This window comes from Saliphagus infecundisoli, from assembly GCF_020177375.1.
GTDB lineage: Archaea > Halobacteriota > Halobacteria > Halobacteriales > Natrialbaceae > Saliphagus > Saliphagus infecundisoli.
On record NZ_JAIWHV010000020.1, the window covers coordinates 22,899 to 48,931 of the forward strand.

21 protein-coding genes are annotated in these 26,033 nt (G+C 68.3%); 8 read left to right on the forward strand and 13 right to left on the reverse strand.

Annotated features, from left to right (window positions below):
- Position 1: 1 nt before the first annotated feature.
- On the reverse strand, positions 2-2,782 hold the full coding sequence (locus tag LCF40_RS17150) for an ATP-dependent helicase (protein ID WP_224829424.1): 2,781 nt from the start codon (positions 2,780-2,782) through the stop codon (positions 2-4).
- Between the two features lie 106 nt (positions 2,783-2,888).
- Between LCF40_RS17150 and LCF40_RS17155 the strand changes: the two genes are divergently transcribed.
- The 4 genes from LCF40_RS17155 (at position 2,889) to LCF40_RS17170 (ending at position 9,842) form a co-directional block, all read left to right on the forward strand.
- Entirely contained in the window at positions 2,889-3,623 is a 735-nt protein-coding gene (locus LCF40_RS17155) for an MBL fold metallo-hydrolase (protein WP_114578573.1), read from the forward strand.
- 216 nt (positions 3,624-3,839) lie between these two features.
- Complete coding sequence (locus LCF40_RS17160) at positions 3,840-7,538, forward strand: MMPL family transporter (protein WP_224829425.1); 3,699 nt, start codon at positions 3,840-3,842, stop codon at positions 7,536-7,538.
- Positions 7,535-8,290, forward strand: a complete 756-nt coding sequence (locus LCF40_RS17165; protein ID WP_224829456.1) for a TrmB family transcriptional regulator — start codon at positions 7,535-7,537, stop codon at positions 8,288-8,290. Before LCF40_RS17160 ends, LCF40_RS17165 begins: the two co-directional genes overlap by 4 nt.
- A gap of 61 nt (positions 8,291-8,351) precedes the next feature.
- Positions 8,352-9,842, forward strand: a complete 1,491-nt coding sequence (locus LCF40_RS17170; protein WP_224829426.1) for an aldehyde dehydrogenase family protein — start codon at positions 8,352-8,354, stop codon at positions 9,840-9,842.
- 22 nt (positions 9,843-9,864) lie between these two features.
- Here LCF40_RS17170 and LCF40_RS17175 read toward each other — a convergent pair whose 3' ends face one another.
- The 5 genes from LCF40_RS17175 to LCF40_RS17195 form a co-directional block, all read right to left on the reverse strand.
- Positions 9,865-10,941: an mRNA surveillance protein pelota gene (locus tag LCF40_RS17175; protein ID WP_224829427.1), complete on the reverse strand. Its 1,077-nt coding sequence runs from the start codon at positions 10,939-10,941 to the stop codon at positions 9,865-9,867.
- A gap of 78 nt (positions 10,942-11,019) precedes the next feature.
- Positions 11,020-11,229, reverse strand: coding sequence for a hypothetical protein (locus tag LCF40_RS17180; RefSeq protein ID WP_224829428.1), 210 nt, complete (start codon positions 11,227-11,229; stop codon positions 11,020-11,022).
- 126 nt (positions 11,230-11,355) lie between these two features.
- Entirely contained in the window at positions 11,356-13,512 is a 2,157-nt protein-coding gene (gene rqcH / locus LCF40_RS17185) for a ribosome rescue protein RqcH (protein WP_224829429.1), read from the reverse strand.
- Between the two features lie 43 nt (positions 13,513-13,555).
- Positions 13,556-13,963: a VOC family protein gene (locus LCF40_RS17190; RefSeq protein ID WP_224829430.1), complete on the reverse strand. Its 408-nt coding sequence runs from the start codon at positions 13,961-13,963 to the stop codon at positions 13,556-13,558.
- A gap of 72 nt (positions 13,964-14,035) precedes the next feature.
- Positions 14,036-15,505, reverse strand: coding sequence for a S8 family peptidase (locus LCF40_RS17195; protein ID WP_224829431.1), 1,470 nt, complete (start codon positions 15,503-15,505; stop codon positions 14,036-14,038).
- A 280-nt stretch (positions 15,506-15,785) separates the two neighbouring features.
- On the opposite strand from LCF40_RS17195, the gene LCF40_RS17200 reads away from it, so the two are divergent.
- The 4 genes from LCF40_RS17200 to LCF40_RS17215 all read left to right on the forward strand — a co-directional run bounded on the left by LCF40_RS17200 (position 15,786) and on the right by LCF40_RS17215 (position 20,305).
- Positions 15,786-17,162: a hemolysin family protein gene (locus LCF40_RS17200; RefSeq protein WP_224829432.1), complete on the forward strand. Its 1,377-nt coding sequence runs from the start codon at positions 15,786-15,788 to the stop codon at positions 17,160-17,162.
- Positions 17,163-17,220: 58 nt separating this feature from the next.
- Positions 17,221-18,090 (forward strand): universal stress protein, encoded by an 870-nt coding sequence (locus tag LCF40_RS17205; protein WP_224829457.1) that lies wholly within the window; start codon positions 17,221-17,223, stop codon positions 18,088-18,090.
- 58 nt (positions 18,091-18,148) lie between these two features.
- A complete protein-coding gene (locus LCF40_RS17210) occupies positions 18,149-19,435 on the forward strand; it encodes a cation:proton antiporter domain-containing protein (protein WP_224829433.1) in 1,287 nt (428 codons plus the stop codon).
- A gap of 72 nt (positions 19,436-19,507) precedes the next feature.
- Positions 19,508-20,305, forward strand: a complete 798-nt coding sequence (locus tag LCF40_RS17215; protein ID WP_224829434.1) for a ZIP family metal transporter — start codon at positions 19,508-19,510, stop codon at positions 20,303-20,305.
- Positions 20,306-20,311: 6 nt separating this feature from the next.
- Here the strand turns inward: LCF40_RS17215 and LCF40_RS17220 are convergent, their stop codons facing one another.
- The 7 genes from LCF40_RS17220 to LCF40_RS17250 form a co-directional block, all read right to left on the reverse strand.
- Positions 20,312-20,908, reverse strand: coding sequence for a class I SAM-dependent methyltransferase (locus LCF40_RS17220; RefSeq protein ID WP_224829435.1), 597 nt, complete (start codon positions 20,906-20,908; stop codon positions 20,312-20,314).
- Between the two features lie 166 nt (positions 20,909-21,074).
- Complete coding sequence (locus LCF40_RS17225) at positions 21,075-22,313, reverse strand: tripartite tricarboxylate transporter permease (protein WP_224829436.1); 1,239 nt, start codon at positions 22,311-22,313, stop codon at positions 21,075-21,077.
- Between the two features lie 129 nt (positions 22,314-22,442).
- The gene (gene rpl12p, locus LCF40_RS17230) at positions 22,443-22,787 is read right to left on the reverse strand and encodes a 50S ribosomal protein P1 (RefSeq protein ID WP_114576683.1); all 345 of its coding nucleotides are present in this window, start codon (positions 22,785-22,787) and stop codon (positions 22,443-22,445) included.
- 14 nt (positions 22,788-22,801) lie between these two features.
- Positions 22,802-23,848, reverse strand: coding sequence for a 50S ribosomal protein L10 (locus LCF40_RS17235; protein ID WP_224829437.1), 1,047 nt, complete (start codon positions 23,846-23,848; stop codon positions 22,802-22,804).
- 1 nt (position 23,849) lies between these two features.
- The gene (locus tag LCF40_RS17240) at positions 23,850-24,482 is read right to left on the reverse strand and encodes a 50S ribosomal protein L1 (RefSeq protein ID WP_114576681.1); all 633 of its coding nucleotides are present in this window, start codon (positions 24,480-24,482) and stop codon (positions 23,850-23,852) included.
- A gap of 331 nt (positions 24,483-24,813) precedes the next feature.
- Entirely contained in the window at positions 24,814-25,053 is a 240-nt protein-coding gene (locus LCF40_RS17245) for a hypothetical protein (protein WP_114576680.1), read from the reverse strand.
- Between the two features lie 524 nt (positions 25,054-25,577).
- Complete coding sequence (locus LCF40_RS17250) at positions 25,578-25,967, reverse strand: ABC transporter permease subunit (protein ID WP_224829438.1); 390 nt, start codon at positions 25,965-25,967, stop codon at positions 25,578-25,580.
- Positions 25,968-26,033: the final 66 nt, after the last annotated feature.

Here is a 26,033-nt window from a genome sequence, read left to right on the forward strand (position 1 = left end):
TTCAGCTCTCGCCGGCCGTTCCCGACAGCCCTGCCAGCGACTCCTCGCCGATCTCCTCGAGGACGTGCTCGTGAAACGCCTGTAACGCCGCGCTCTCGTCCTCGGCGAGGACGACGTCGCTGGCCGAAAGCGTCGCGAGCCCGAACGCCCGCGGGGTCGGCGAATCGACGAGTACCTGCGAGACCGCGAGTTCCCCGGCATCGATCGCGCCGACGATCGACTCGATCTCGCTCACGGCGAGTTTGTCCTCCAGAATTTCGCGGTAGGTCTCCTCGATGACCGCGAACTCCTCTAAGTCCTCGGCGAAGCCCAGCAGCATCTCGCTTGCGACCTGCTGTTCGCTCGCGGACTTCTCGTAGCCCTTGTAGCGTTTGAGGATCATCAGCGCCCGGGTCGCGTTGATCCGGAAGTATCGCTGGAGGAGGTCGGTGCCCGCGAGCGCCCCCCGGAGCTTTTCGCGGACCTCCGAGGGATCGAGATCGGCGAGGATCGTCTCGAGTTCGATCTTCCTGTTGAGCGGCATCGAGAGCACGAAGCCGTTGTCGGCGACGGCGACTTTCACGTTCGCGGTCGCCCGGTCGGCACACTCGGCGGCCAGCAGCCGCGAGAGGCCGTCGTTGACCCGCCGGCCGTACGCCGAGTGGACGTAGTAGCGGCGCTCGTACTCCCCGCGGTCGCGTTCGACCTCGATCGCGAGCCGGCGGTCGGTCGAGACGCTTTCGACCCCGGCGTACCGACACTGGTAGTCGAACAGCCGCGCGAGCGCGCGGACCGCGTGGTCGTCGATCGGGAGTTTCCGGAGCCAGGCCCGGACCGCGGCGGGCCCACCCTCTTCGTACCGTTCGGCGAGGTCGCCCTGAAACGCGAGGATCTCCCGGCCGAGATCGGTCGAGAGCGGGAGGCGCTCGGAGTACCAGGTGGGAACCGTCGGCCGGCTCGCGGTCCGATCGACGTACACCTTCGACCCGCGCCGGTAGCGGTACTCGAAGCGTTCCCCGCCGAGGACGAAGACGTCGCCCTTCTCCAGGGTGTCGAGGTAGTCCTCGTCGAGCTGGCCGACCCACTCGTCGGCGGCGCGGGTCTTGACGTCGCAGCTAAAGGAGTCGGGGATCGTCCCGATGTTGGTCATGTAGATCACCCGGGCGAGCCGGCCGCGTTTGCCGATCAACGGTTCGCCGACCGGGTACTCGGGGTAGTGGTGCTCGCCGTCGGGCGGGTCGTTCTCGTCCCGCCAGACCTTCGCGTAGACGTTCTTGTCCTCGAGACCCGCATAATCGGCGGTGAGGTAGGCCATCAGCGACTCGTACTCGCTTTCGGTGTAGTTCCGGTAGGGGTAGGCCCGCCGGAGAATTTTTCGTACTTCGGTCTCGGGTCTGATCTCGGCGATCGCCATCCCGTAGACGTGCTGGGCGGCGACGTCGTGGGCGCGCTCGGGGATCGAGACGCTGTCGACGAACCCCTCCTCGGCCTTCTTCAGCATGACCGCACACTCGACGAGTTCGTCCCGGTCGAGGGCGATCACCCGGCCGGTGACCGTCTGTCCGACGCGGTGGCCCGCCCGGCCGACCCGCTGGAGGAGGGCCGCGACCGACTTCGGCGAGCCAACTTGAACGACGAGATCGACGTGGGGCATGTCGATCCCCAGTTCGAGCGAGGTCGAGGAGGTGACGACGTCGAGACTGCCCTCCTTCAGCCGCTCCTCGACGCCCTGGCGGACCTCCTTCGAGAGGCTGCCGTGGTGACACGCCGAGTTCTCCTCGTCGTAGGCCCCGAAACGCTCGCGGAGGTTCTGGAGCACCCGCTCGGCGCCCGATCGCGTGTTGGTGAAGACGAGCGTGTTCGTGTGCTCGCCGATGTGGTCGTGGAGCATATCGTAAAAACGCTCCTGGACGACCTCGCGGGAGGTGTTGATCAAGTCGTCGGCGGGGCTCTCGAGTCGGAGGTCGAACTCGCGGGCGAAGCGGGCGTCCACGATCTCGTACTCCCGTGGCTCGCTGCTCGTTTCGCCCCTCGTTTTCCCGTCCTCAGCCTCCTCGAACTCACAGCCCACGAGGAACTCCGCGACCCCCTCCAGGGGTTCGATCGTCGCCGAACAGCCGATTCTGGTGATCTCGTTTCTGGCGAGTGCCTCGAGGCGCTCTAGACTTACCGCGAGATGGGTGCCCCGTTTGTTGGCGGCCAGCGAGTGGATCTCGTCGACGATGACGTACTCCACACTCTCGAGTTTCTCGCGGAACTTCGGCGAGTTGAGCAGGATGGCGAGCGTCTCGGGGGTGGTGTTGAGGATGTGGGGCGTCTCCGCCAACATCTTCTGGCGCTCGCTGTCCGGGGTGTCGCCGTGACGGATCGCGTGGCGGATCTCGCCGGTCGACTCGCCGCGTTCGTCGGCGACCGCCTCGATCCCCTCCAGGGGGACCGTGAGGTTCCGGTGGATGTCGTTCGCGAGCGATTTGAGCGGTGAAACGTAGAGACAGTACACCGAGTTCTCGAGACCCTCGTCGGAGTCGCGGTCGCGCCGGTAGAGTTCGTCGATGATCGCGGTAAACGAGGCCAGCGTCTTCCCCGAGCCGGTCGGCGCCGCGACGAGCGTGTTCGTCCCCTCGTCGATCAGCGGGATCGCTCCCTCCTGGGGCGGGGTGAAAAAGCCCTCGTTCTCGGGGACGAACTCGCCGAACTCGCGGTGCCACCACTCCCGGACTGCGGGCTCCAAGCGCTCTAAGACCTCCCGGTCGGCGACGGCGTCGGGGTCGTACGGCCGATCGCCCGACGCGGAGTCGTCCATTGGCGGATCCAGGGAACGGGCGGACAAGAGGGTTTGGCCAGCGGATCGGAAGTGGAGACGGTGGATGGGCACCACCCTTTTGCGCCGGCCAGCCCCACTGTCGCCCATGAAGGTCACCTTCCTCGGGACCGGGAGCGCGATGCCGACGGGCGAGCGGTTCCAGACCGGAATCCTGGTACAGGAGGAGGGCCGGACGCTGCTGGTCGACTGCGGGTCGGGCGTGCTCCACCGCCTCCAGCAGTCGGGCGTCGGCTACGAGTCGGTCTCGACGGTGCTTCTCACCCACCACCATCTCGATCACGTCGCCGACTTGCTCCCGCTGATGAAAGCGCGGTGGCTCGCCGGCGAGGAACGCTTGGAAGTGGTCGGCCCCCAGGGCACCAAGGCCCTGGTCGACGGCCTTCTCTCGGTCCACGAGTACATGCAGGACAAACTCGAGCTCCAGGTCCGCGAGGTCGTTCCCGGCGAGTTCGAGGTCGCCGGCTTCGACGTCGCGGCCTACGAGACCCGCCACTCCCTTCGCTGTCTGGCCTACCGGTTCGACGACCGGTTCACGTTCGGGGCCGACAGCGAGGCGTTCGCGGGACTGGTCAACTTCGCCGAGGGGTCGGCGATCCTCGCCCACGACTGTTCGTTCCCGGACGACGTGGACGTCTCGAACCACCCGACGCCCGAACGCCTGGGACGGGAGCTCTCGGGGGCCGAGCTCGGTCGGGTCTACCTTACCCACCTCTACCCGCACACCGACGGCCGCCACGAGGAGATGCTCGAGTCGATCGGCGCCCACTACGACGGCGACGTCCGGTTCGCCGAGGACCTGAAAACGGTCTCGATCGACTGATGGAGTCGGCTGTACCGATACGCCGGTGATCGCCGGACCCGGTCGTCCATCACCGGGAAATGACCACAATCGACCCGGTGACTCCGGCACTGAACCGCCGGAAGGAGCGGCCACAGCCGGGACGGCAGGACTGTTAGTAGCGCGATAACAACAAGTATATGGGCGTCCGTTTGTAGGATCCTACCAACAGATGCTCCCCTCTGCTCCGGTGGTCGGATGAGCACGCCCGAACGCATCGCAAGCGTCGTAACGAGCCACAGCAAGGCGGTGCTGGCCGTTCTGTTGCTGGCGACGGTCCTGATCGGCGCGGGCGCGCCGATGATCGACGACGACTCCTCGCTCAGTCAGTTCGAGACCGACTCGGCGGAAGCCCAGGCCGTCGAGTACGCAAACGAGAACTTCACGTCCGGCGAACAGGAGAACACGACGACGGTGCAGCTGATCGTCAGAGGCGAGAACGTCCTCACCCAGGAGTCGCTGCTCGACTCGCTTGCCCTCCAGCGGACGCTCCGGGACAACGAGTCGATCAACGCGACCCTCGACGAGGAACGGTCGACCTTCGGCGTCGGGAACGCCCTCGGCATCGCGGCGATCCAAACCGAGGCCGGCCAGGAACTCGCCGAACGTGCTCAAGAGCTCGAAAACGACAGCGCCGAACTCGAGGAGCGCGGCCAGGAACTCGAGGAACGTGGCCAGCAGCTCGAAAACGACACGGCCGAACTCGAAGAGCGCGGCCAGGAACTCGAGGAACGCGGCCAGCAGCTCGAAAACGACACGGCCGAACTCGAAGAGCGCGGCCAGGAACTCGAGGAACGCGGCCAGCAGCTCGAAAACGACACGGCCGAACTCGAAAACGACAGCCAGGCGCTCCAGGAAGAGCGCGAGCGCGTCGAGGCCCAACTCGCCGCCCAGGAGGCGGCGCTAAACGAGACCGCTCGGCTCCAGGCCGCCTACGAGCAGGCCGAAAGCGACGGGGAGCGCGCGGCGATCGAGACCGAGATCGACGAACTGTGGGCCGAGACGACCGCCGACCTCGAACCCCAGCAGGCCGAGCGATTCGAGGCCGCCGCGGGCGAGGTCCGGTCCCTGACGAGCGACCGGGTCGAAAACGAAACCGCCCTCGCGGGCGCCTACGCGGCCGGAACCGGCGTCACCGACGACCCCGGGACCCGGGCCGAACTCGAGGCGGCACTGAACGAGACCGCCCAGCTCCAGCGTTCGATCGAGGCGACCGACGACGAGGCCGAACGGGCCGCGTTAGAGGAGGAGATCGGTGCGGTCTGGACGAACGCGACCGCGGACCTCGGTCCGGCCGGGACCGCGACGTTCGTCGTGAGCGCGACGGAGGTCCGGACGACGACGTCCGACCTCGTCGCCATCGAATCCGAACTCGCAAGCGCCTACGAGGCGGGGACCGCCGGCGTGCTGGCCGACGAGCTCGCGGGCCTCGAGGAGCGCAGTCAGGAACTCGAGGAGCGCGGCCAGGAACTCGAGGAACGCGGCCAAGAGCTCGCAGAGGAGCAAGCGGAACTCGAAAACGACAGCGCTGCACTCGAGGAACGCGGCCAGGAGCTTCAAGACGAACGGGCGGCGCTCGAGAACGACAGTGCCGAACTCGAGGAACGCGGCCAGGAACTCCAGGACGAACAAGCCGCGCTCGAAAACGACAGCGCCGAACTCGAGGAACGCGGGCAGGAGCTTCGGGACGAACGGGAAGCCCTCCAGGAGGGGGGGACGCCGACGCTCGACGAACAGATCGAGGCGGTCGAGGGCCTCTCCGAGTCGGAGTTCGAGGAGAACCTCACCACGGTCCTCTCGGAGGGCGAGGGCGGGAGTCCGGCCCTCGACTTGATGCCGACCGACTACGAGCCCGGCACCACCTCGGCGGACGCCCGGATGATCTTCGTCACCCAGGTGAGCGAGGCGGACGGAGCCCAGGGGGGGATGGGCGGCGGTGACAGCGACGCGATGGACGCCCAGCTCGAGATGCGCGAGCTCGCGGACGGCCAGGAGGGCAACGAGTACGCCGTCTTCGGCGCCGGGATCATCAACGAGGAGATCAACAACTCGATGGGCGACAGCTTGGCGATCGTCGGCCCGCTTGCCCTGTTGTTCGTCGTCGTCGCGCTCGTGATCGCCTACCGGGATCCGATCGACATCGTACTGGGTGTCGGCGGGATCCTCGCGGTGTTGATCTGGACGTTCGGCTTCATGGGCTGGGCCGGGATCTCGTTCAACCAGATGATGATCGCCGTCCCCGTACTCCTGATCGGGCTCTCGATCGACTACGCGATCCACGTCTTCATGCGCCACCGCGAACAGCGCGAGGAGGGCGTCGAGGACGAGAGCGGCGTCCGCGGCTCGATGAGAATCGCTCTTGGAGGCGTCGGCGTCGCCCTGGTCTGGGTGACCGCGACGACTGTCATCGGCTTCCTCTCGAACCTCGTCAGCCCGATCGGCCCGATCCAGGAGTTCGGCATCGTCAGCGCGTTCGGGATCCTCGCGGCGCTGATCGTCTTCGGCGCGCTCGTCCCGGCCGCGAAAGTCGAGATCGACGCCCTGCTCGAATCCCGCGGGTTCGACCGGCGCAAGCGTGCGTTCGGGACCGGCGGTGGCGCCTTCAGCCGGGTGTTGACCGTCGGCGCGACCGCCGCACGGAAGGCGCCCCTGGCCGTCATCGTCGCCGTCCTCCTGCTGTCGGCCGGCGGGGTCTACGGCGCGACCCAGGTCGACACCAGCTTCCAGCAGGAGGACTTCCTCGCGGAGAGCCCGCCCGAGTGGACCGAGAACCTCGGCCCGCTCGCGCCCGGCGAGTACGAGGCCAAAGACGACCTCGAGTTCGTCAACGAGAACTTCCAGCGCGAGGACTCACAGAGCCAGATCCTGATACGCGGGCCGGTGACCGACGACGGGACGTTAGCGGAGATCGATCGAGCGACGGCCGACGCCGCCGACAGCGACATCGCCTACGTCGGACCGACCGGCGAGGCCGACGTCACGAGCCCGCTGTCGGTGATGGAGACCGCCGCAAGCGAGAACGAGTCGTTCAACGAGTCCTTTAGCGCCGCCGACACCGACGGCGACGGCGTCCCCGACGAGAACGTCGAGGCGCTGTACGACCAGCTGTTCGAGGTCGACGAGACCGCCGCGAGCAACGTCGTCTACCGGACCGACGACGGCGAGTACGAGGCCGTCCGGATGATCGTCGGCGTCCAGGGCGACGCCGCCTTCGGGGACGTCACGAGCGAGACCCGGGCGATCGCCGACGGCATCGACGGCGAGTGGGAGGTCATCGCGACCGGCAACCCGATCGTCAGCTACCTCGTCGAACAGGACCTGCTCGATACGGTCTTAGAGAGTCTGACGATCACGCTTGTCGCCGTCTTCGTCTTCCTCACCGTCGCCTACTGGCTGACCGGCAACGGGGCGACGCTGGGGGCCATCACCTTGCTCCCGGTCGCCTTTTCGGTGAGCTGGATCCTCGGCACGATGTACCTCATCGGGATGCCCTTCAACGTCCTGACGGGGATGATCACGAGCCTCACGGTCGGGCTCGGGGTCGCCTACAGCATCCACGTCAGCGCCCGCTACACCCTCGAGCTCGAGCGCACGGGCAACGTCTGGTCGGCGATGCGGACGACCGTGACCGGGACGGGCGGGGCCCTGCTGGGCAGCGCGGCGACGACCGTCGGCGGCTTCGGCGTGCTCGCCTTCGCAATCCTGCCCGCGCTCCAGCAGTTCGGGATCATCACCGCGCTGACGATCACGTACGCCTTCCTCGCGAGCGTCGTGGTGCTCCCGAGCCTGCTGGTGGTCTGGACGCGGTACTTCGGACCGGACGTCGCCTTCGACGCCGACGCGGAAGCGACCGCCGCGGCCGCCGACGGCGGGGAACGAGCGGAGGCCGAGGACTGATGGCCGGGGAGAGCGAGGCGGTCGGCGCCTTCGAGCGCCTCGGGCTGACCAGCTACGAGGCGAAGGTGTTCATCGCGCTCCAGCGTCTGGGCTCGGGTACCGCCCGCGACGTCGCCCGGGTCGCGGACGTCCCCCGATCGCAGGTCTACAGCGTCGCCGAGAGTTTGGAGGACAGGGGGCTGCTCGAGGTCCAGCAGTCGACCCCGATCCGCTACCGGCCGGTCGGCATCGATGAGGCCAGAGAGACCCTCCGGGCCCGCTTCGAGAGCGAGCAAGAACGGGCCTTCGAGTACGTCGAGGGGGTCCGCGAGGAGTCCGACACCGAGGAGCGCCAGGAGGACATCTGGACGGTTCGGGGGCGCGACCGGATCGACGACCGGGTCCTCGACGTCCTCTCGGGGGCCGACGAACGGGTCGTCTTCGGGGTCCGTAGAGCCGACCAGCTGGCCGGAGAGATCGGGGGGGTTCTCGAGGAGTTGGCCGCCGAGGGCGTCGAGGTGACGGTGATCAGCCGGTCGTCGGCGATCCGTGATCGGGTCGAGGAGTTCGACGGCGTCGCGACGATCCCGCCGGCCGACGACCGCGCCGACGACGAGGTCTCGGGGCGGATCGTGATCGTCGACGACGACAGCGTCCTGTTGAGCGTCGTCGATGCGGACGGCGGCGAGACCGCGATCTGGAGTGCGGGCTCGCTGTTCGCCTCGGTGTTGATCCGGCTGGTCGAGGCCAACACCGAGGCGCCGATGGGGTAGGTAACTCGAGCCCGCGAGTGCCCGCCGGCGGCTTTTGGACGGCGGGCGCCTATCGCGGACGATGGCACCCGAACTCTCGATCGAGGCCGACTGGAACCGCCTCTCCATCGGCGGCGAGTGGACCGACTCGGCGGGCGACGACGAGATACCGGTCCTCGACCCCTCGACCCGCGAGGAGGTCGCGCGGGTACCGGCGGCGACCGAGGCGGACGTCGACGCCGCCTACGAGGCCGCCGCCGACGCCCAGGCCGAGTGGGCCGAGGCGCCGCCGGCCGAACGCGAGCGGGTCGCCCGGAACTTCGCCGAGGCCCTCCAGGCGTACGAGGACGAGATCGTCGATCTGCTGGCTCACGAGGCCGGCGGCTCGCGGGTCATGGGCGAGACGTCGGTCGAGATCGCGACCGACCAGGCGACCCAGGCCGCGACGTTGCCCCGCCAGATGGGTGGCGAGTTCGCGGCGTCGAACGTCCCCGGCAAGGAGAACCTCGTCCGTCGGGAGCCCCAGGGCGTCGTCACCGTCATCTCGCCGTGGAACTTCCCGCTGAACCTCTCGGGGCGGGCGATCGCGCCCGCGATCGCGACGGGCAACGCCGTCGTCCTCAAGCCCGCCTCGAACACGCCGATCACGGGCGGACTTCTGATGGCGAAACTGTACGAGGAGGCGGGACTGCCCGATGGCCTCATAAACGTCGTCACCGGCAGCGGCTCCGAGATCGGCGACGCAGTGGTCGACCATCCAGAGAGCGACGTCGTCTCCTTTACCGGATCGACGCCCGTCGGGCGAGGCGTCGCCGCGAAAGCCGGCGAGAACCTCTCGGTCGCCGCGATGGAACTCGGGGGCAACAACGCCCACATCGTCACCGACGACGCCGACCTCGAGGCCGCCGTCGATTCGGCCGTCTTCGGCTCGTTCGTCCACCAGGGCCAGGTCTGCATCTCGATCAACCGCCACCTCGTCCACGAGTCCGTTTACGACGAGTACGTCTCCCGGCTCACGGAGCGCGCCGAGTCCCTCCCTGTGGGAAGCGCCCACGACGCCGAGACCGTCGTCGCGCCGATCATCGACGAGGGCCAGCGCGACGAGATGCTCGGCTACGTCGAGGAGACCGTCGAGGCGGGCGCGACCCTCGAGACCGGCGGCGAGACCGTCGAGATGGAGGGCGTCGAGGACTCGCTGCTCGTCGCGCCGACCGTGCTCTCGGGCGTCGAAAACGGGATGGCCGCCGCCTGCAACGAACACTTCGGGCCGATCGCGCCGGTGATCCCCTTTTCGGACGTCGACGAGGCGATCTCGCTCCACGACGCCGTCGAACACGGCCTCTCGGGGTCGGTCCACGCCGGCGACGTCGGCACCGGCCTGGAGATCGCCGAACGCATGGACACGGGCAACGTCCACGTCAACGACCAGCCGATCAACGACGAGGCCCACGTCCCCTTCAGCGGGACGAAAGCCTCCGGCGTCGGCACCTACAACGCCACCGAGATCATGGACGAGCTGACCGAGACGAAGTGGATCTCCCTCCAGCACGAGAAGCGGGAGTACCCCTTCTGAGGCTCACCCGACTCTCCGCCGGCTACTCCAGCCGATAGCGCAACAGCGCGGCCACGCCACCGAGGTTCGAGAGCTGTTGGCCCGGCGGGAACTCGCTGGAAAACACCGTCACTTCGCCGCCTTTCTGCTCGGTGGTCTCGACCAGCCGGTCGGCGTCTACCCCCCAGTCACCCTCCGAGCTTCGTTCCTTGCGGAGTCGTTCGTCGACGATCAGCAGGCGCTCGATCGCGCCGAACTCGGCGGCCTGCTGGACCTGCTGGGGACCGTAGGCCGCCTTCGCCCCGCTCGCGATCCGCTCGGTGAGGTCGTCGATGTACGCCGCTTCGCTCTCGATTCGGGTGTCGCGCTGGACGTCGGCGACCGCACCCCGTTTGAGGACCTCGTGGACGCCCCGGTCGCCGACCCCCGAGGTGTCGACGGTCGTCACCAGTTCGGCGATCTCGGGGTCGTTCTCCTCGAGGTAGGAGAGGGCGTCCTGTTTGGTGAATCCCGGCCCCGCGAGAATGATCGCGTCTACATCCATCCGCCGGAGGACGTCGGCGAGTTCCGAGAAGAGCTCCGAGCGCTCGCGGGCGCCGTCGCCCCACGCGGCCTTTCCGGTGGGACCGGTGATCGCTGCTCGCTCCTCGGTGCCGTACTGGGCGACGGTGTGGACGTGGGCCTCGCCCTCCTCGACGGTGGCGATGGCGACGTCGGGGTTTTCGGTCGCCTCGCTCGCTTCCTCCAAACGCTCCCACTGGTCGGGTTTGAACCGCTTCTCGATCGAGAGCTCGTCGCGTTCCTCGACGTTCAGGGTGTGGTGGGCGCCCAGCTGGTCCTCCCGGGAGCAGGCGACGATCTCGCCGCCGACCCGGAGCCGGTTGGCGAACTTGTGGAACTCGACGGTATCGACGGCGATGGCGATCCACATGGGCTCGCGCTCGCCCCCCGTGTCCCGCATCTGGTCGTCGTTTCGTTGAATTCGCCGGGTCGTATCGCCTGCGACCCGGTCGCCGGGCTCGACGACGTACTGCAGATGCCAGAGGTCGTCGATGCTCTCGGGGACGACCGTCACCCGCTCGCGGCCGCCCTCGATCCGCTCGCGGTCTCGTACCTGCATAGCGGTAGTTCTCCGGGTGACCGTAAGTGCGTGACGGACCGCGTTCGCGACGCGGGCGCCGAAAACCGGCTTTCCCGATCAGTCGTCGTCGGAGGGCTCGAGGGCGGCCTCGCGCTCGAGGTAGTCGTCATCGAAGGAGAGCGGCCAGGAGTTGGGAAGGTGCTCGCCGAAGGCGAAGCTCAACATGACCACTACGAAGGCCAGCCCCGCGATCACGGTGAGCGTCGTGAACGCGATCGTGAGGTCGATCCCGAGGAAGACGGGGATCGCCGACTGGAGTGTTGTCATCTGTCCGTTGTCACCTGACCCGACTTAGCCGGGGACGGGCCATCAGTATTTCCTTTCACGGGCCTGTATGCGTGTGAATATCGCACACGAGGGGGCGGGAACGATCGCAGCGAAGGCCGGACCCGGTCAGTCCTCGACGATCCGGCTCCCGCCCGGCGGGAGGAAGTGCTGGATCCGGTCGGGGCTCGCGACCTTGCGGACGAACGACTCGTCTTCGAAGCGTTCGCGGAACTCCCGGTAGATCCGCTTCCCGCAGTCGGCCTGGGCGAACCGGCCCGGTTCGACCTCGATCGTCGTCTCCGCTTTCCCCTCGATCGCCTCGGGGGGACCGCCGACCACGCGGGTGTACGGTTCACACTGGATTCCGACGCAGACCCCGACCGGCGTGTCGTCGAGGTAGCGCCGGTCGCCCCTGACCGCGAACCCGCCCTTCTCCAAGTACTCGCCGCTCTCGGGGGTCTTCGAGATCTGGTCTGCGTCGACGACGTAGACGTCGCCGGCGAATCGGCCGTCCTTCCAGACCGACGAGTACGACACCGCGAACTGGGCGGCCTGCTCGATGCTCGAGTCGGGGATGTCGACATCGCGGGCGGCCTCGCTCGGGTCGGTCGCCTTCAGCACCGTCACGGGCCCGCCGTGGGCCTGAGTGTGGAGCACTTTGTCGCCGGGATCGACGTACTTCTTGACGATCTCCTCGTTTTGATCCGCACTGCGCCCCCCGATCACGAGGAAGTCGTCGCTCGTGTGGAACCACCGGAACCGGTCGTACCAGCCCTCGTTCTCCCGGATCGGGAGCGACGGCATCGAGAGCCAGTCGCGCTCTTCGTCCTCCTCGTCGTCGGCCTCCTCCTCGTCGGGTTCCTCCCATTCCTCGCGGCGACGCTTCGCCGCCGCCAGATCCTCGCGGGTGTCCTCGATCGCCGCGAGCGCGCCCTCCTTTTTCTCGGCGACGCGCTTTGCCTCGGTGTAGAGGCGGTCGGCGTTGTGCTCGACGCCCTCGCTCGCGTCGAGTTCGATCCGCTCGTCCTCGAGTTCGACCGTGACGGTCCCGGCCTCGCCGTCGACGCTTTCGACCGCTTCGGCCGCGTCGATCCCCCGCTCTCTGCCCTCGGCGAAGCGCGCTTCGATCTCCTCCCAGGGGGTGTCCTCCTCGCGGGCCCGTCGGACCGTCGTCAGGATCTCGTCGACGAGGCCGTAGCGGGCGTACAGCAGCTCCGCGCGCTCGCGCTCGGCTTCGGCCTGCTCCTCGAAGCCCTCGATCGCGCCCTGCTGCTGGTCGATGATCCGCTCGTGTTTGGCGATCTCCTCCTCGAAGTCGGGGCGGGTATCGGTCGGATCGGGTTCCGCCTCGTCGCCGAGCTCGAGCCGGTGGAAGTAGTCGTCGAGCGCGGAGAGAAACGAGTCGTAGGCCTCGGCGGGCAGCCCCTCACGTTCGTGTTCTTCGAGGGGAAAGGGGGTGGCGTCGACGACCCGCTCGGGAGACTCCTCGTCACCGTCGCTCGTCCCTTCGTCGCTGGCGTCTTCGCCGCCGTCGTCCTCGAAGTAGAGGCGCGGATCGACGTTGCCCGTCCGGAGGTCGATCGCCAGCCGATCGATCGCGCCGTAGAGGGCGTCGTACTCGGCGTCGCCCGCGTCGGCGATGTCCATGGTCTTCTCGACGCCCGCGCGGGTACAGAGCTCCTCGGCGTAGAGGCCGCCGAAGTTGAGCTGGGTCGCGAGCGTCCGGACGACGTCGGTGTCGGAGTCGTCCATCCGGGCGTCGAAGCCCTCCCGCGAGACCGTAAGCGGGTTGAGCCGCGAGTCGGGGAACTCGTAGCGAGAGCCGGGGACGACGGTCCGGGACTCCAGGCGGACGGTCTCCAGACAGTCGATCACTTCGTACTCGCCGTCGGTGACCGCGACGTTGCCCTGGCCGAACAGTTCGACGATGATTCTCGTTACCCCGTCGTCGCGCTCGAAGACGAACTCGAGGATGCGATCGAACTCGAACTGTTCGACGCCGGCGAAGTCCGCACCCGACAGCCGGTTGCGAAGCATCATCGCGAACTGGGGCGGTCGGCCGGGGGCGTCGGGCACCCGCTCGGGGGCGACCGTGTGGGCGCGCTTTACCTCCCCGACCTCGACGATGAGTTCGACCCGCCCGCGGTCGAAATCGCGAAGCTTCAGCCGAAGCAAATCGTCGCCGTAGAGGTAGGCCTTGTCGACCTTCGCGCCCTCGTGGGCGCCCAGCTCCCGGACGAGGGCCGCGAGGTCGACGCTGGTGAGCTCCCGCTTCGGATCCATACTCACACTGTCCGGTCCGGCCAAAAAGGCGTGTCGTTCCCGCTTACTCCCCGACGGCCATCAACTCGACTGTGTAGCCGAAGGGATCGGTGACGTAGTAGGAGGTGTAGCTCCCGACCGGCTCTCGCTCGCGCTCGGCCGTCGAGTCGATCCCTATGCCGGCCTCCTCGAGCCGGCTCCGGACCGCCTCCGGGGAGTCGTCGATCCTGAGCGCCAGATGGCGGTAGGCTCCGGGCCCCGGGAACTCCTCGACCGGATTGACGTAGAGTCGGGGGCCGTCCCCGGCGTCCCCGAGGTGGATCGCGAACAGTCCGGGGTCGTCCCGGACCGCGGCGTGCGGGTCGCCGAATCCCGTCTCGAAGCCGAGGCGGTCGACGTAGAACTCGATGACTTCGTCCAGGCGCTCTGCTGGGAATCCGAGGTTGGCGTGGTCGATGGCGCTCGCGTGCATGAGGGTGAGTCCCTCGCCGAATCACAAGAGCCCCCGCCCGGCGGCAGGGATGGCCGCCTCCGAAGCGATCCGTCAGTTACCCCGGCCGTTTCCGGGACCGCCGCCGTTGCCCGCGCCGTTTCCGTTGCCCGAGTTGCCGGAGCCACCCGCCGCGTCCACGAGTGCACCGAGATCGAGGTGGCCCGCCCCGTGGTACTTCTCCCCGGCCTCTTGTTGGACCGCGGTCTCCCGGAGCAGGTCCTCGACCTCCTCGACGCTGGCATCGGGTTGCAGCGACCGAACCAGCGCGACGGCACCCGAAACCTGCGGGGCGGCCATCGAGGTGCCGGCCTTCCAGCCGTAGCCGGCTTCGACCTCGCCGTCGTCGCCGACGACGTTGACCGTCGAGAGCACGAGGTCCCGGGCCGCGTTCTCGTCGTCGCTTTCCTGATCGAGGTCGCCGCCGGCAGCGCTGATGTCGATCGCGCTCTCGCCGTAGTTCGTGTAGAAGGCGGGATCGGTCGTCGGCTCCTCGAGGTGGCCCGGCGCGAGTGCGTTGTGGGCCATGTTCGGGCCGTCGCCCCAGAGAAAGCCGATGGGGCCGGTCGCGGAGACGCCGAAGACGCCGTCGATCTCGGTCGGGATCGTGAAGGTCTCCTCCGGATCGAGATCGAGGCCCGCGTTGCCCGCGGAGTTGACGACGACCATGCCCTGGCTGCGGGCGTACTGGACCGCAGCGGTGTAGACGGCGACGTACTGCTGGACGACCGACTCCGGGAGGCCGGCGATCGTCTCCGCCGGAATCCCGAGGCTCAGGTTCGCCGCGTCACAGCCCCTGTCGGCGGCCGCGACGATGGCGGCGATGACGTCCCCGCCGGCGCCCTCCTGGCCGGAGAACACGCGCAGGGCGACGATGTCGGTCTCGGGTGCCGTTCCCGTCACGCCGCCAGCGTCGCCGACGCCCTCGTTGGTCGCGGCGACGGTGCCGGCGACGTGGGTCCCGTGATTGCCCGCGCCGTTCGGCCGCCAGTCGTCGGGATCGGTCGTGAAGTTCTCCGAGCGCTCTTCGTCGACGACGTCCGCGAGGTCGGGGTGTCCGTCGTAGACCCCGCTGTCGATGACCGCGATCGAGGTCCCTTCGCCGCGGGTCCGCTCGTGAACGTACCCGCCGCCTCCGGGGTGTTCGTCGATGTCGGCGACGTTCTGGGCGCGCTTGTCCCACTGGAGGTCGCCGTTGGTCGGCTCCTCGCTCGCGAAGCCGGGCTGGCCGCCCTTGTCCCGTTCGGCGACCGGGCCGTGCTGGGCCACCGCGATGTCGGGCAGGGTCGCGCTCGCGCCGCCGACCGTTCCGGGATCCCCGCGAGCGACCAGCAGGTCGATCTGGGAGACGTCGTGGATAATCTCGACGTCTTCGGGGACCTCGCTTTCGTCGACCTCCGTCAGGTCGATGAAGAATCGTCCCTCCTCGCCGGAGTTCGCAGACGCCGATCCGACGCCAACCGTGAGTCCGCCGGCCGTCGCGCCCGTGAGCTGCAGGAATCGTCGTCGGCTATGGTTTCCCATGGAAATAGCCGATAGCTACTAATTGATAAACATTCCGCCAAACGACATAGTTGGTATTTACTGGTCGATAATGGATACTTTATCTTTCAGGCCTCTTTTATGCAGTTCGCCGACCGGCCGGCGACCGATCCCCGTAGCTACTAATGGCCGGCGTTCGGAGACGGGATATGGACAATCGTCGCGCGCGCCTCCGTCGAAGACTTGCGGAATCGCCCCCGACGGCCCGTCCGGACGCCGGCACCGGAGCCGGGTTCGGGGAATCGGCGCCGCGGGTGGTCCCGTGGTAGACGTCGCGGTCTCGGCGGGACGGGTCCTCCTCGCGCTCGTCCTGGTCGCCCTCAACGGGTTCTTCGTGGCCTCGGAGTTCGCCTACGTCCGCATCCGGGCGACCAGCGTCGAGCAACTCGTCGAGGAGGGCCGGCCGGGGTCGGGCGCCCTTGAGGCGGCCCTCGAGAACCTCGACGACTACCTCGCGGTGACCCAGCTGGGAATCACCATCTCCTCGCTGGGGCTGGGTTGGATCGGCGAGCCCGCCGTGGCGGCGTTAGTCGAGCCCGTGCTCGGTCCCCTCCTGCCCGAGGGGCTCCTCCATCTCGTCGCGTTCGCGATCGGCTTCGGCACGATCACCTTTCTGCACGTCGTCTTCGGCGAACTCGCCCCGAAGACGATCGCCATCGCACGGGCCGAGCGGGTGGCCCTGCTGGTCGCCGTGCCGATGAAGTTCTGTTACTACCTCTTTCTCCCCGGGATCGTCGTCTTCAACGGGACGGCGAACTTCTTCACCCGGCTGATCGGCGTTCCGCCGGCCTCCGAGACCGACGAGGTGCTCTCCGAGAGGGAGATCCTCTCCGTGCTCGCCCACGCCGGCACCGAGGGCCACGTCGACGCCGAGGAAGTCGAGATGATCGAGCGGGTGTTCGAACTCGACGACGCCTCGATCCGGGAGGTGATGGTCCCTCGTCCCGACGTCGTGGCCGTTCCGGCCGACCTCCCGCTGTCGGGGCTGCGCGAGACGGTCATGACTGCCGAACACACCCGGTATCCGGTCGTCGATCCCGACGACGACGACCAGGTGGTCGGCTTCGTCGACGTCAAGGACGTGCTCCGGGCCCTAGATGAGGACGCCGAGGCGACCGCGGGGGATCTCGCCCGCGAGATGCCCGTCGTCCCCGAGACGGCCCGCGTCGGCGACCTGCTCGCCCAGTTCCAGCGCGAACAACGCCAGATGGCGGCGGTGATCGACGAGTGGGGCGCCCTGGAGGGGATCGCAACCGTCGAGGACGTCGTCGAGGCGGTCGTCGGCGACATCAGAGACGACTTCGACGCCGATGGCGAGCCCTCGATCGACCGGCGGGAAGACGGGAGCTATGCCATCGACGGCGGCGTCGCGCTCTCGACGGTCAACGAGGAGCTCGAGGCCGGCTTCGAGGACGAGGAGGTCGGCACCGTCGGCGGGCTCGTCCTCTCCCGGCTCGGCCGGGCGCCGGAGGTCGGCGACCGGGTGGCGATCGAGGGCTACGAACTCCGGGTCGAGGCCGTCGACGGCGCCCGGATCGAGCGGGTCGTCGTCCGCGAGACCGATGGCGAGCCCGCCGACGGAGCGGATGCTGGCGAGGCCGGCGACCCGGTCGCAGGGAGAGACGCCGACGGCGAGTGAGACGGGTTCAGGCCACAGAGGTAAGCCCCTGGAGGGAGAACCCCCGGCCATGAACCCGATGGACGGGCCGATCCTCGTCCCGACCGACGGGAGCGAGCCGGCCGACGCCGCACTCGAGCACGCCATCGACATCGCCGCGGACACGGGCGCGACCGTCCATGCGCTCTACGTCGCGGACACGAACGAGCCGAGCCTCGTCCGGGTCGGAGCCGAAGTCGAGGACGTCCTCGAGGAGGAAGGCCAGGAGGTCATCGAGGCGGCCAGAGCGCGCGCGGCCGGACGCGGCGTCGACGTCGACGACCGCGTGATCCAGGGCCAGCCCCGCAACGTCATCCTCGAGTACGCCGCGACGGAGGGCGTCTCGATGGTCGTCATGGGCGCCCACGGGCGCGACGGGATCGGCGAGTACCTCCTGGGGAGTACGACCGAGCGGGTCGCGAACGCCTGCGAGGTCCCCGTGCTGACGGTGCGTACGGGCGAGGGAACCCGCCGGACCTATCCCTACGAGGCGGTCCTCGTGCCGACCGACGGCAGCGAGCACGCCCGGGCCGCCCTCGAGCTCGGCGCCGCCGTCGCCGCCCGCCACGGGGCGTCGTTGCACCTGCTCTCGATCGTCGACGAGCTTCCGGAGACGATCGACGCGGGTACGGTCGCCCTCTCGGAGGACGTCGAGCGAACCTACGAGGAACATCTAGGGGAGGCCGCCGAGATCGCCCGCGAGGCCGGCGTCGAGGACGTCGTCACCGCCGTCGAGTCGGGCTCGGTCCCCCGCGAGGTCGTCGCCTACGCCGAGGACGGGATCGACCTCGTCGCGATGGGGACCCACGGCCGGTCGGGGCTCGATCGCTACCTGCTCGGGAGCTTCACGGACCGGGTCGTCCGGACCTCCCCCGCCCCGGTGTTGACGACGCGGGTCCGCGAGGAGTGATCCCTCCCCGACTGCGAAAGCCGAACCGTTAACGGGACCGCGCGGGACCGTGCCGTCGATGTCCGTCGCGGAGTTCAACGTCGCCCTGTTCGCGATCGGGGGGTTGATCGTCTCGTTGAGCCTCGTCGCCGGGCTGGTCCACGAGAAGGTGTACGTCCTCTCGGAGCCGATGGCCGCGGTCGGCCTCGGCGTCGTGATCGGTCCGCTCGGCCTGGGTGTCTTCGAGCTCTCGACGTTCGGCGATCCGTTCCCCATCGTCGAGCAGTTCGCGCGTCTCACCGTCGGCCTCGCGGTCATGGGTGCGGCGCTCAGGCTCCCTCCGGGGTATATTCGCGAGCACGTCCCCGCGATGGCGGCGATCCTCCTCCCGGGGATGGTTGCCATGTGGCTCGTCAGCAGCGCGCTCGCCTCCCTGTTTCTGGCGGTCTCGCTCCCGGTCGCGGCGCTGATCGGCGCGATCGTCACCCCGACCGATCCGGTGCTCGCGGGCACCATCGTCACCGGCGGCACCGCAGAGCGGTTCATCCCCGAGCCGATCCGGGACGTCCTCACCGCCGAGTCGGGCGCCAACGACGGGCTGGCCTACCCGCTGGTCTTCGCCCCGATCCTGTTCGTCGAACACGCGCCGGGTCGGGCGCTCCGGGAGTGGCTCGTCGGAACGGTGCTCTGGGAGGTCGGCAGCGCCGTTGTCATCGGCGCCGCCGTCGGCGCGGCCGCCGGCTGGATCGAACGCGAGTCCCGAAAGCGTGCCTTCCTCGAGCGGGCCTCGGTACTGACCGTCACCGTCGCGCTCACCTTCGCCGTCCTCGGGGGTGCGAAACTGGTCGGCAGCGAGGGGATCCTCGCCGCGTTCGTCGCCGGCCTCCTGTTCAACCGGTTCGTCGACGCGGGCGACCGGGCAGACGAACAGCAGGTCCAGGAGACGGTCCTCCGGCTGTTTACGTTCCCCGTCTTCGTGCTCTTCGGCACTGTCCTCCCCGTCGAGGCGTGGGTCGCGCTCGGGCCGGCCGGCGTCGGTCTCGTCGCCGGCGTGCTCTGCTGTCGGCGGCTCCCGATGGTCGTCGTCTTCCGGCGGTTCGTCCCCTCGATCGAGGGGCGGGGCGCCGACCTCTTTGCGGCCTGGTTCGGCCCGGTCGGCATCGCCGCCCTCTACTATGCGACGGTCGCCCACCGGACGGTCGGAGACGGAACGATCTGGCCCGCCGCGACGCTCGTGATCGCGGGCTCGGTCCTGGTCCACGGACTCACCGCCACCCCGCTCACCCGGATCTACGGCCGATCGCTCGGGCGCGACCGCGGCAACGAGCGGTCCGACGGCGGACGCCCCGACCTCGGCGGCGAATGACCCGTCCCCGACACCACCCCGGAACCGCATCGGGACCACAACCGTTTTGCTCGCCGGGGTGAACGCCCGGATATGTCCTCGCTCGGGGAGGTCCTCGTCGTCGCGACCCTCGCGGGCTCGGCGACCGGGCTCGGCGCGCTCCCGACGCTCGTCGCCGGCCAGGTCGGCCACCGGGTCTACGACAGCGCGCTCGGGCTCGCCGCGGGCATCATGGTCGGGGCGGCCGTCTTCGCGCTCGTCGTCCCCAGCCTCGATCTCGGCTCGACCTGGGAGGTCGTCGTCGGCATCCTCGGCGGCGGGGCCTTCCTGCTCGGAGCCAACGCCGCCCTTCCCCACCTCCACGCCGGGTTCCGGGGCGATCGCCTCGAGGGAACCGCCGCCCTCGAGGGCTCGCCCTCGCGGCTCCCGGACTCGGGCGACCAGCTCCGCCGGGCGACGCTGGTGGGTTCGGCGGTGACGATCCACAACGTCCCCGAGGGACTCGCCGTCGGAATCGCCTTCGCGAGCGGCGAGGCGGGCCTCGGGCTGGCCGTCGCGGCCGCCATCGCCGTCAACAACGTCCCCGACGGGTTCGCGATGGCCGTTCCCGCGGTCCGGGCGGGCGTCTCCCGGCCGAAGACGATCCTCTACACCACGCTCTCGGGCGGGCTTCCCGAACCGATCGCGGCCGCGGCCGGCTTCGCACTCGTGAGCGTCGTCGCCGACCTCTTTCCCGTCGCGGCCGGCCTCGCCGCGGGCGCGATGATCGCGGTCGTCTTTCGGGAGCTGATCCCCTCGAGCCACGGCCACGGCCACGACGACGCCGCGACGGCGGCGTTCGTCTCCGGCTTCGCGATCATGCTGATCGTCGACACCGTACTCGCGGTCTGACTCTCATTACTCTGTCGAACGGAACGCCCGGACCGTGTCCCGACCGACCTCCGCGGACTCGATCTCTTCGAGCCCCAGGTCGGTAAACGTCGCCCGCCAGTCGCGGTGGTAGAGCGGGAACGACTCCCTGACGTAAGTGACGTCCTCGTCGGCCTCGATCTCGGCCGTCAGAACGAGTTCATCAGCGATCCGGGCGACCTCCGTGAAGACCCAGTCGTCGTCGGGATGGATGTGCTGGAGGGTCTCGACGGAGAACACCGCGTCGAAGCGGTCGTCGTCGAAGCCGCCGACGACGTCTTCGATCGGCTCGAACCGGAAACTGCCGTCGGCCGCGAGGTCGGGGTACTCCTCGCGCATGACGTCGCCGGCCGTCTCGTTGATCTCGACCCCCCAGAGGTCCCGGAAGCCCGCGTCGTGGAGGTGTGCGAGGTGACGCCCGGAGCTACAGCCGAGCTCGAGGACGGAGGCGTCCGAACCGACCCTCTCCTCGATCCGCTCGCGGATCGCCTCGCTGACCTCGTCGGCGCCGTAGTAGGCGTAGTAGTCCGGCGAGTATTCCCCTGAGCGCTCTATCCACTCCGTGCGGACCTCCTCAGCGTCCATCGGCCACCCCTCGCGGTCCGTCGGGACTGCCGTGGCTCCGCACACGCGAGCACCGATCGCGATCCGATCTTGCCCGGATCGAGCGACGGTCCCGTTCGGCCGGGCCGGCGAGAGGGTGAGACATCTCGTGTATCCCTCTTCGCCCGGACGTAAGGCTTCCCCGATCTCATGGACCGAGCATCAGCGGTCCGATCAGGACGCCCATCAGGTGGACCCGCCGCGCTCGGAGGCGAACGGGGACCATCCCGACCGCCGCCGCGACCAGAAAGACGCCGACGCCCAGTGGACCCGTGAACAGATAAGAGATGAGACAGAGCACGGCGAGGACCGCGGTCGAGATCCGCCAGTAGGTCATCCGCCCGACGACGGCGAGGTAGACGTCGCCCACGACGAGCACGAGGACGAAGCCGACCAGGCCCGCGAGGACGACGACCCCGACGAGAACCGGGAGGTTCAGCGGCGCGCCGGCGCTCTCGAAGGCGACCATCACGCCCGTCCGGGGCTGGCCGATGGCGACCAGCGCGAACAGCGCGAAGATGGTGTTGGCGGTGTCGACGCCGCTGGTCGCGACGATGTAGCTGCGGTCGTCGGTCCCACTTGGGATCACGAGCAGGACGGCGACCGCGGCGATCGCCGCCGAGATCCCGGGGATGTAGCCGACGATCGCGCCCGCGAGCGCGCCGGCCAGCGCCGTGACCCCGAGCAGCGGCCGGCCCATGGTGACCGTCCGGTCGTCCTGGGGCGGAACGCCCCCGCCACGGATCGCGTCGATCAGCACCGGCGCGCCGAACAACCCGGCGAAGAGGGGCGCGAGCATCCCGCCGCCGTCGAGGGGCGCCGCCGGCTCGAGGTCGAGCGTCGCCATCCCGAGGCCGGCAGCGAGGCTAAAGGAGAGGACGGCGCCGAGGCGGGCCCGCCAGCCGTACTCGCTCACGACGAGACAGATCGCGACCACGCCCAGCACCAGCGTGAGGTTCGCCCGAACCGTCGGGTAGACCGCCGTAACTGCCATCGTCACCGGCACCGCGAGCGGAACCGCGACCAGGACGGCGAGGACGCTGCCTAGCGCCGACAGTCGGATCGCCTCGTACCCTCGCCCCTCTAGGACCAGCCGGTGGCCCGGCAGGGCGGTGACGGCCATCTCGGCGTCGGGGACGCCGAGCGCCAGCGCGGGGACCGCGTTCAGGAAGGTGTGAACGACCCCCGCGGCGAGCATCGCACAGCCGACCAGCAGCGGCGGTCCCGGCACCGACGGAGCGACCCCGGCGAGCAGGAGCGCGAAGTTGTTCGCGTGCAATCCCGGGACGAGCCCGCTTATCGTTCCCAGCGCCGCGCCGGCGAGCGCCCACGCGACCACCTCGCCCGCCAGCGCGAGTTCGACGGCGACCTCGGCTCCCGCATCCATCCCCCTGCCCTGGCACCGTCATCCGTTAAGAACCCCCGCTCGCGGGCGGACCGGCCGACAGTTGCGAGAGCGACCGCTGTCGGCCGGTGACTCCGAAAAATGGCGTCGCGTTCGTGAACCGAGGGGAACTCAGCCGAAGAGTTCGCCGAGACCCTCGCCGCCCGCGTCGTCGTCCTCGTCGTCGTCCTCCTCTTCCTCGGCTGCCTCCTCCTCGTCTGCTTGCTCGGCCTCGTCGGCCTCGGACTCGTCGGCCCCGCCGGCAGCCGCGCCGCCGGCAGCGCCCGCCGCTGCGGGGGCCGCCGCGGCCTGCTCGACCGCGTCCTCGATGTCGACGTCCTCCAGGGCGGCGACGAGCGCCTTCACGCGGGACTCGTCGACGTCGGCACCGGCGCCCTCAAGCACTGCGGTGACGTTCTCCTCGTTGATCTCTTCGCCCGTTTCGTTCAGGATGAGTGCTGCGTAAACGTATTCCATTGGTGTTGTCTCCGTTATCCGAACATCTCGCCGAGGCCGGCGCCGCCGGCGTCCTCGTCGTCGTCATCGTCGCCCTCGTCCTCGTCGTCGGCGGCGTCCTCGGTCTCCGCTTGGTCGTCGTCTGATTCGTCAGTGGTGTCCTCGCTCTCCTCGGGAGCGGGCGCCTCGACGCCCCGGAGCTCCTCGGGGAGGGCCTCCTCGTCGTCGATCGCCGCGGCAAGCGCCCGGAGCTGGGCGTCGGCTTTGGCCACGAGGTCGTCGGCGAGTTCCGGCGACTCGATGGCCGCCTGCAGGCCGAGGCTCTTGGCCTCGCCCGTCGCCTTCGCGATCAGCGTCGGCGCCGTCGCCGCGGTCGGGTAGCTCGCGTTGACCGCGAGGTTCCGTGCGCGGGCGGCGGCGGTCGTGACGTCTGCCTCGTAGGCCTCGACGTCGATGTCGAGGTCCTCGGGGTCGAAGAGCACGCCGTCGGCGTACACCGCCCGGAGGTCGAGACCGACCTCCTTGGGCTCGATGCCCAGTTCGTTGAGGACGTTCTCTAACTCCGGCGAGACCTCCTCGCCGGCTTCGAGGACCTGGGAGTCCTCCATCACCTGGATCGAGCCGTCCTCGATCCGGGCGTTGGCGCCGATGCCCTGGAGGTCGCCGACGAACGGGCCGGGGTCGACCCCGGTGTCACCCTCGGGGATGACGATGTCGTTGGGCGCGACCTCGCCCGCGCTGATCGGCGCGGGCGTCTTCGAGGCCTCTAACTCCTTGTAGAGCGCGAACGGGTTCTCGTCGGTTGCGATGACTCCGACCTGGCCCTCGATGTGGGCGAGCAGGTCGTCCAGGTCGGCGTCGGCCTCCTCGATCGCACGGCTCTGGAGCGTGTTCCGGCTGACCCGGAGCACGGCCGTTCCGTAGAGCTCCCGGCGCATCGCCTGGAGCTGTCGGCTCGGGATGCCGGTGATGCCGACGATCCCGACGCTGTCGTAGTCGGCGATCAGATCGGCGAGATCGGCGACCTCCTCGCGTTTCCACTCGGGGAGGTTCTCGGTCTTGCGTTCGGAGGTGGCACTCATTTCAGGCCACCTCCACGGCCGGGCCCATCGTGGTCTTTACGTACACCGAATCGATGTTGAGGGGACCCTTCTCCAGGTCGGCGTGGAGACGCCGGAGGATCACGTCGATGTTGTCGGCGATCTCCTCGGCACCCATGTCCTCGGCGCCGACGAGCGTGTGGAACGTTCGCCGGTCGCGCGAGCGGACCTGGACGGTGTTTTTCATGCGGTTGACCGTCTCGACGACGTCGTCGTCGACACCCAGCGGGTCCGGCATCTTCCCTCGCGGGCCGAGGACGGTCCCCAGGTGTCGTGCGACGTCCTGCATCATCGCCTCCTCGGCGATGAAGAAGTCCGTTTCGTCCGCGAGGTCTTTGGCCTCGTCGTCGTCCAGATCGGCCACGTCGTCGCCCGAGAGAACCCGGTCCGCCGCCTCCTCGGCGCGGACTCCGGTTTCCCCTTCAGCGATGACGATGATCCGCGTCTCCTGGCCGGTTCCGGACGGCAGGACGACGGACTCGTCGACACGGTTCGACGGTTCGTTCAGGTCTAAGTCGCGCAGGTTGATCGCGAGGTCGACCGTCTCGGTGAAGTTCCGATCGGGCGCGTCCTCGAGTGCGCGGGTTACTGCTGTTTCTATTTCCGAATCTGCCATCGTTCACCTCCGTAGTACGCGTCGTGCTCCTACGGGTCAGTGAAACAGGCATCCGCCTGTCTCCTCTGAGAGGAACGCCATGACGGACTTAAACCCGTCGAAGCGGAGATCCCACGGGATCGACTCCGGCAATACGGCAGCGTCGAGTGCGAATTAAACACTCTTTATAAATGGCACATGTGTTAGCGTGATGTGTTCCCACGACTGAAGTCGTGAGTTTCTCGCCCAATTCCTATACCAACACGACCGACTCACCTTCGTTTCTACCGTTCAGCAGGAAATACCGATTTCAAGCCGGGATGGGTGTCTTCTGTGACACTGTGCGGTGAGCTCAGTTGGGCTCTTCGAGTCTGATCTCGTCGTCGGTGACGGACTCGACTGTGTCGTTGTCCAGCTCGTAGGTTTCTTCGTCGGCATCACCCCAGCCGAGTTCCGCGGCGATCTCGTCGGTTAGATCCGGGTCCGGTTCGACGTAGGCGGTCGCGTTATCGGCGTCGACGACGGTCCCTACTTTGGATCCATCAGCAGCGATGACCGTTTTGCCCTCGGCGCTTTCATCGATGGGTGCCATGCAGTTTTCACCTACGAACGGCCCACACCAGAACGTGCTGCATGCACCTGCTATACATAGTCCACACCACATGACGCCGATCTTCAGTTTCCACCTCTCGATAGGGTCGGAGGAAACGATGTCCCGATCGATCGTACCGGCGGGCCACGATCGACGGTCCGATGACTTCCTTCGGCCCTGTTGAATCGCCATCGGGCGGTGGAATTCACTGCTTCACAGCTCGCCCGATGTCACACACGACACCCATCAGGACGATTTCTCCGAACTCGCGGAGGACAGAACGCAACTGGTCGGGATGACATGATGCTATTCCTGGGAACGCTCACCGTCACAACCATCACTCTTGGTGGATTCGTCGCCCTTGCTCACGTCTTCTAACCACTCTATCAACAAATCATGGGTCAGTTTCCTGTACGTAACATCGTAGCCGGATGTACTGCTATTACCCAGTAGGCGGTCAACGACGAGAAGGACTAGCGGCAGAGCCGTCCTCGATGCTCGGACCCCACTCGAGATAATCCTCTTCAGAGGTCCGAGGCACGAAAGGAGTAGACTCCGCCCGCAGTCGTGGCCGCGATCCACCCGAGAAGGACCACGACGGCGAACGCCGGTCGTTCGTAGAAGGCGGGTTCCGCCGGCGGCGCGGGGAGCATCCCCCCGTTCGCCCCCACAGGAAGGCCACCGAGGACGTTGCTGAACGCCCGTATCGGGTTCAACGCGGTAAACGGAGCGGCCCCAGTTGGGGTCGACTCCGGCCACCTGAACCCCCGGACGATGTAGGCGACGACCAGCGGCAGTTGCTCCCAGATTCGGAACGTGAACACGACGTACATCCCGAACGCCGCCACCGTCGCCCGGGTCGACGTCTCGGTGATCGCGGAAATAGTGACGGCGAGCACGACAAACACGGCCACGATATTGTGGGAGCACGTCCGCGACTTCGGACTCTCGCAGGCCGACAGGAGGGGGAGCGACTCGGG

Excerpts from the sequence above, each read along its gene's own strand:
- LCF40_RS17190 (WP_224829430.1), bottom strand. The coding sequence starts at position 13,963 with ATGCACGCGAGCGCCATCGACCACGCCAACCTCGGATTCCCAGCAGAG.
- LCF40_RS17195 (WP_224829431.1), bottom strand. The coding sequence starts at position 15,505 with ATGGGAAACCATAGCCGACGACGATTCCTGCAGCTCACGGGCGCGACG.
- rpl12p (WP_114576683.1), bottom strand. The coding sequence starts at position 22,787 with ATGGAATACGTTTACGCAGCACTCATCCTGAACGAAACGGGCGAAGAG.
- LCF40_RS17160 (WP_224829425.1), top strand. The coding sequence starts at position 3,840 with ATGAGCACGCCCGAACGCATCGCAAGCGTCGTAACGAGCCACAGCAAG.
- rqcH (WP_224829429.1), bottom strand. The coding sequence starts at position 13,512 with ATGGATCCGAAGCGGGAGCTCACCAGCGTCGACCTCGCGGCCCTCGTC.
- LCF40_RS17205 (WP_224829457.1), top strand. The coding sequence starts at position 17,221 with ATGGACGGGCCGATCCTCGTCCCGACCGACGGGAGCGAGCCGGCCGAC.
- LCF40_RS17170 (WP_224829426.1), top strand. The coding sequence starts at position 8,352 with ATGGCACCCGAACTCTCGATCGAGGCCGACTGGAACCGCCTCTCCATC.
- LCF40_RS17180 (WP_224829428.1), bottom strand. The coding sequence starts at position 11,229 with ATGACAACACTCCAGTCGGCGATCCCCGTCTTCCTCGGGATCGACCTC.
- LCF40_RS17155 (WP_114578573.1), top strand. The coding sequence starts at position 2,889 with ATGAAGGTCACCTTCCTCGGGACCGGGAGCGCGATGCCGACGGGCGAG.
- LCF40_RS17240 (WP_114576681.1), bottom strand. The coding sequence starts at position 24,482 with ATGGCAGATTCGGAAATAGAAACAGCAGTAACCCGCGCACTCGAGGAC.
- LCF40_RS17210 (WP_224829433.1), top strand. The coding sequence starts at position 18,149 with ATGTCCGTCGCGGAGTTCAACGTCGCCCTGTTCGCGATCGGGGGGTTG.
- LCF40_RS17225 (WP_224829436.1), bottom strand. The coding sequence starts at position 22,313 with ATGGATGCGGGAGCCGAGGTCGCCGTCGAACTCGCGCTGGCGGGCGAG.
- LCF40_RS17220 (WP_224829435.1), bottom strand. The coding sequence starts at position 20,908 with ATGGACGCTGAGGAGGTCCGCACGGAGTGGATAGAGCGCTCAGGGGAA.
- LCF40_RS17175 (WP_224829427.1), bottom strand. The coding sequence starts at position 10,941 with ATGCAGGTACGAGACCGCGAGCGGATCGAGGGCGGCCGCGAGCGGGTG.
- LCF40_RS17215 (WP_224829434.1), top strand. The coding sequence starts at position 19,508 with ATGTCCTCGCTCGGGGAGGTCCTCGTCGTCGCGACCCTCGCGGGCTCG.
- LCF40_RS17235 (WP_224829437.1), bottom strand. The coding sequence starts at position 23,848 with ATGAGTGCCACCTCCGAACGCAAGACCGAGAACCTCCCCGAGTGGAAA.
- LCF40_RS17245 (WP_114576680.1), bottom strand. The coding sequence starts at position 25,053 with ATGGCACCCATCGATGAAAGCGCCGAGGGCAAAACGGTCATCGCTGCT.
- LCF40_RS17150 (WP_224829424.1), bottom strand. The coding sequence starts at position 2,782 with ATGGACGACTCCGCGTCGGGCGATCGGCCGTACGACCCCGACGCCGTC.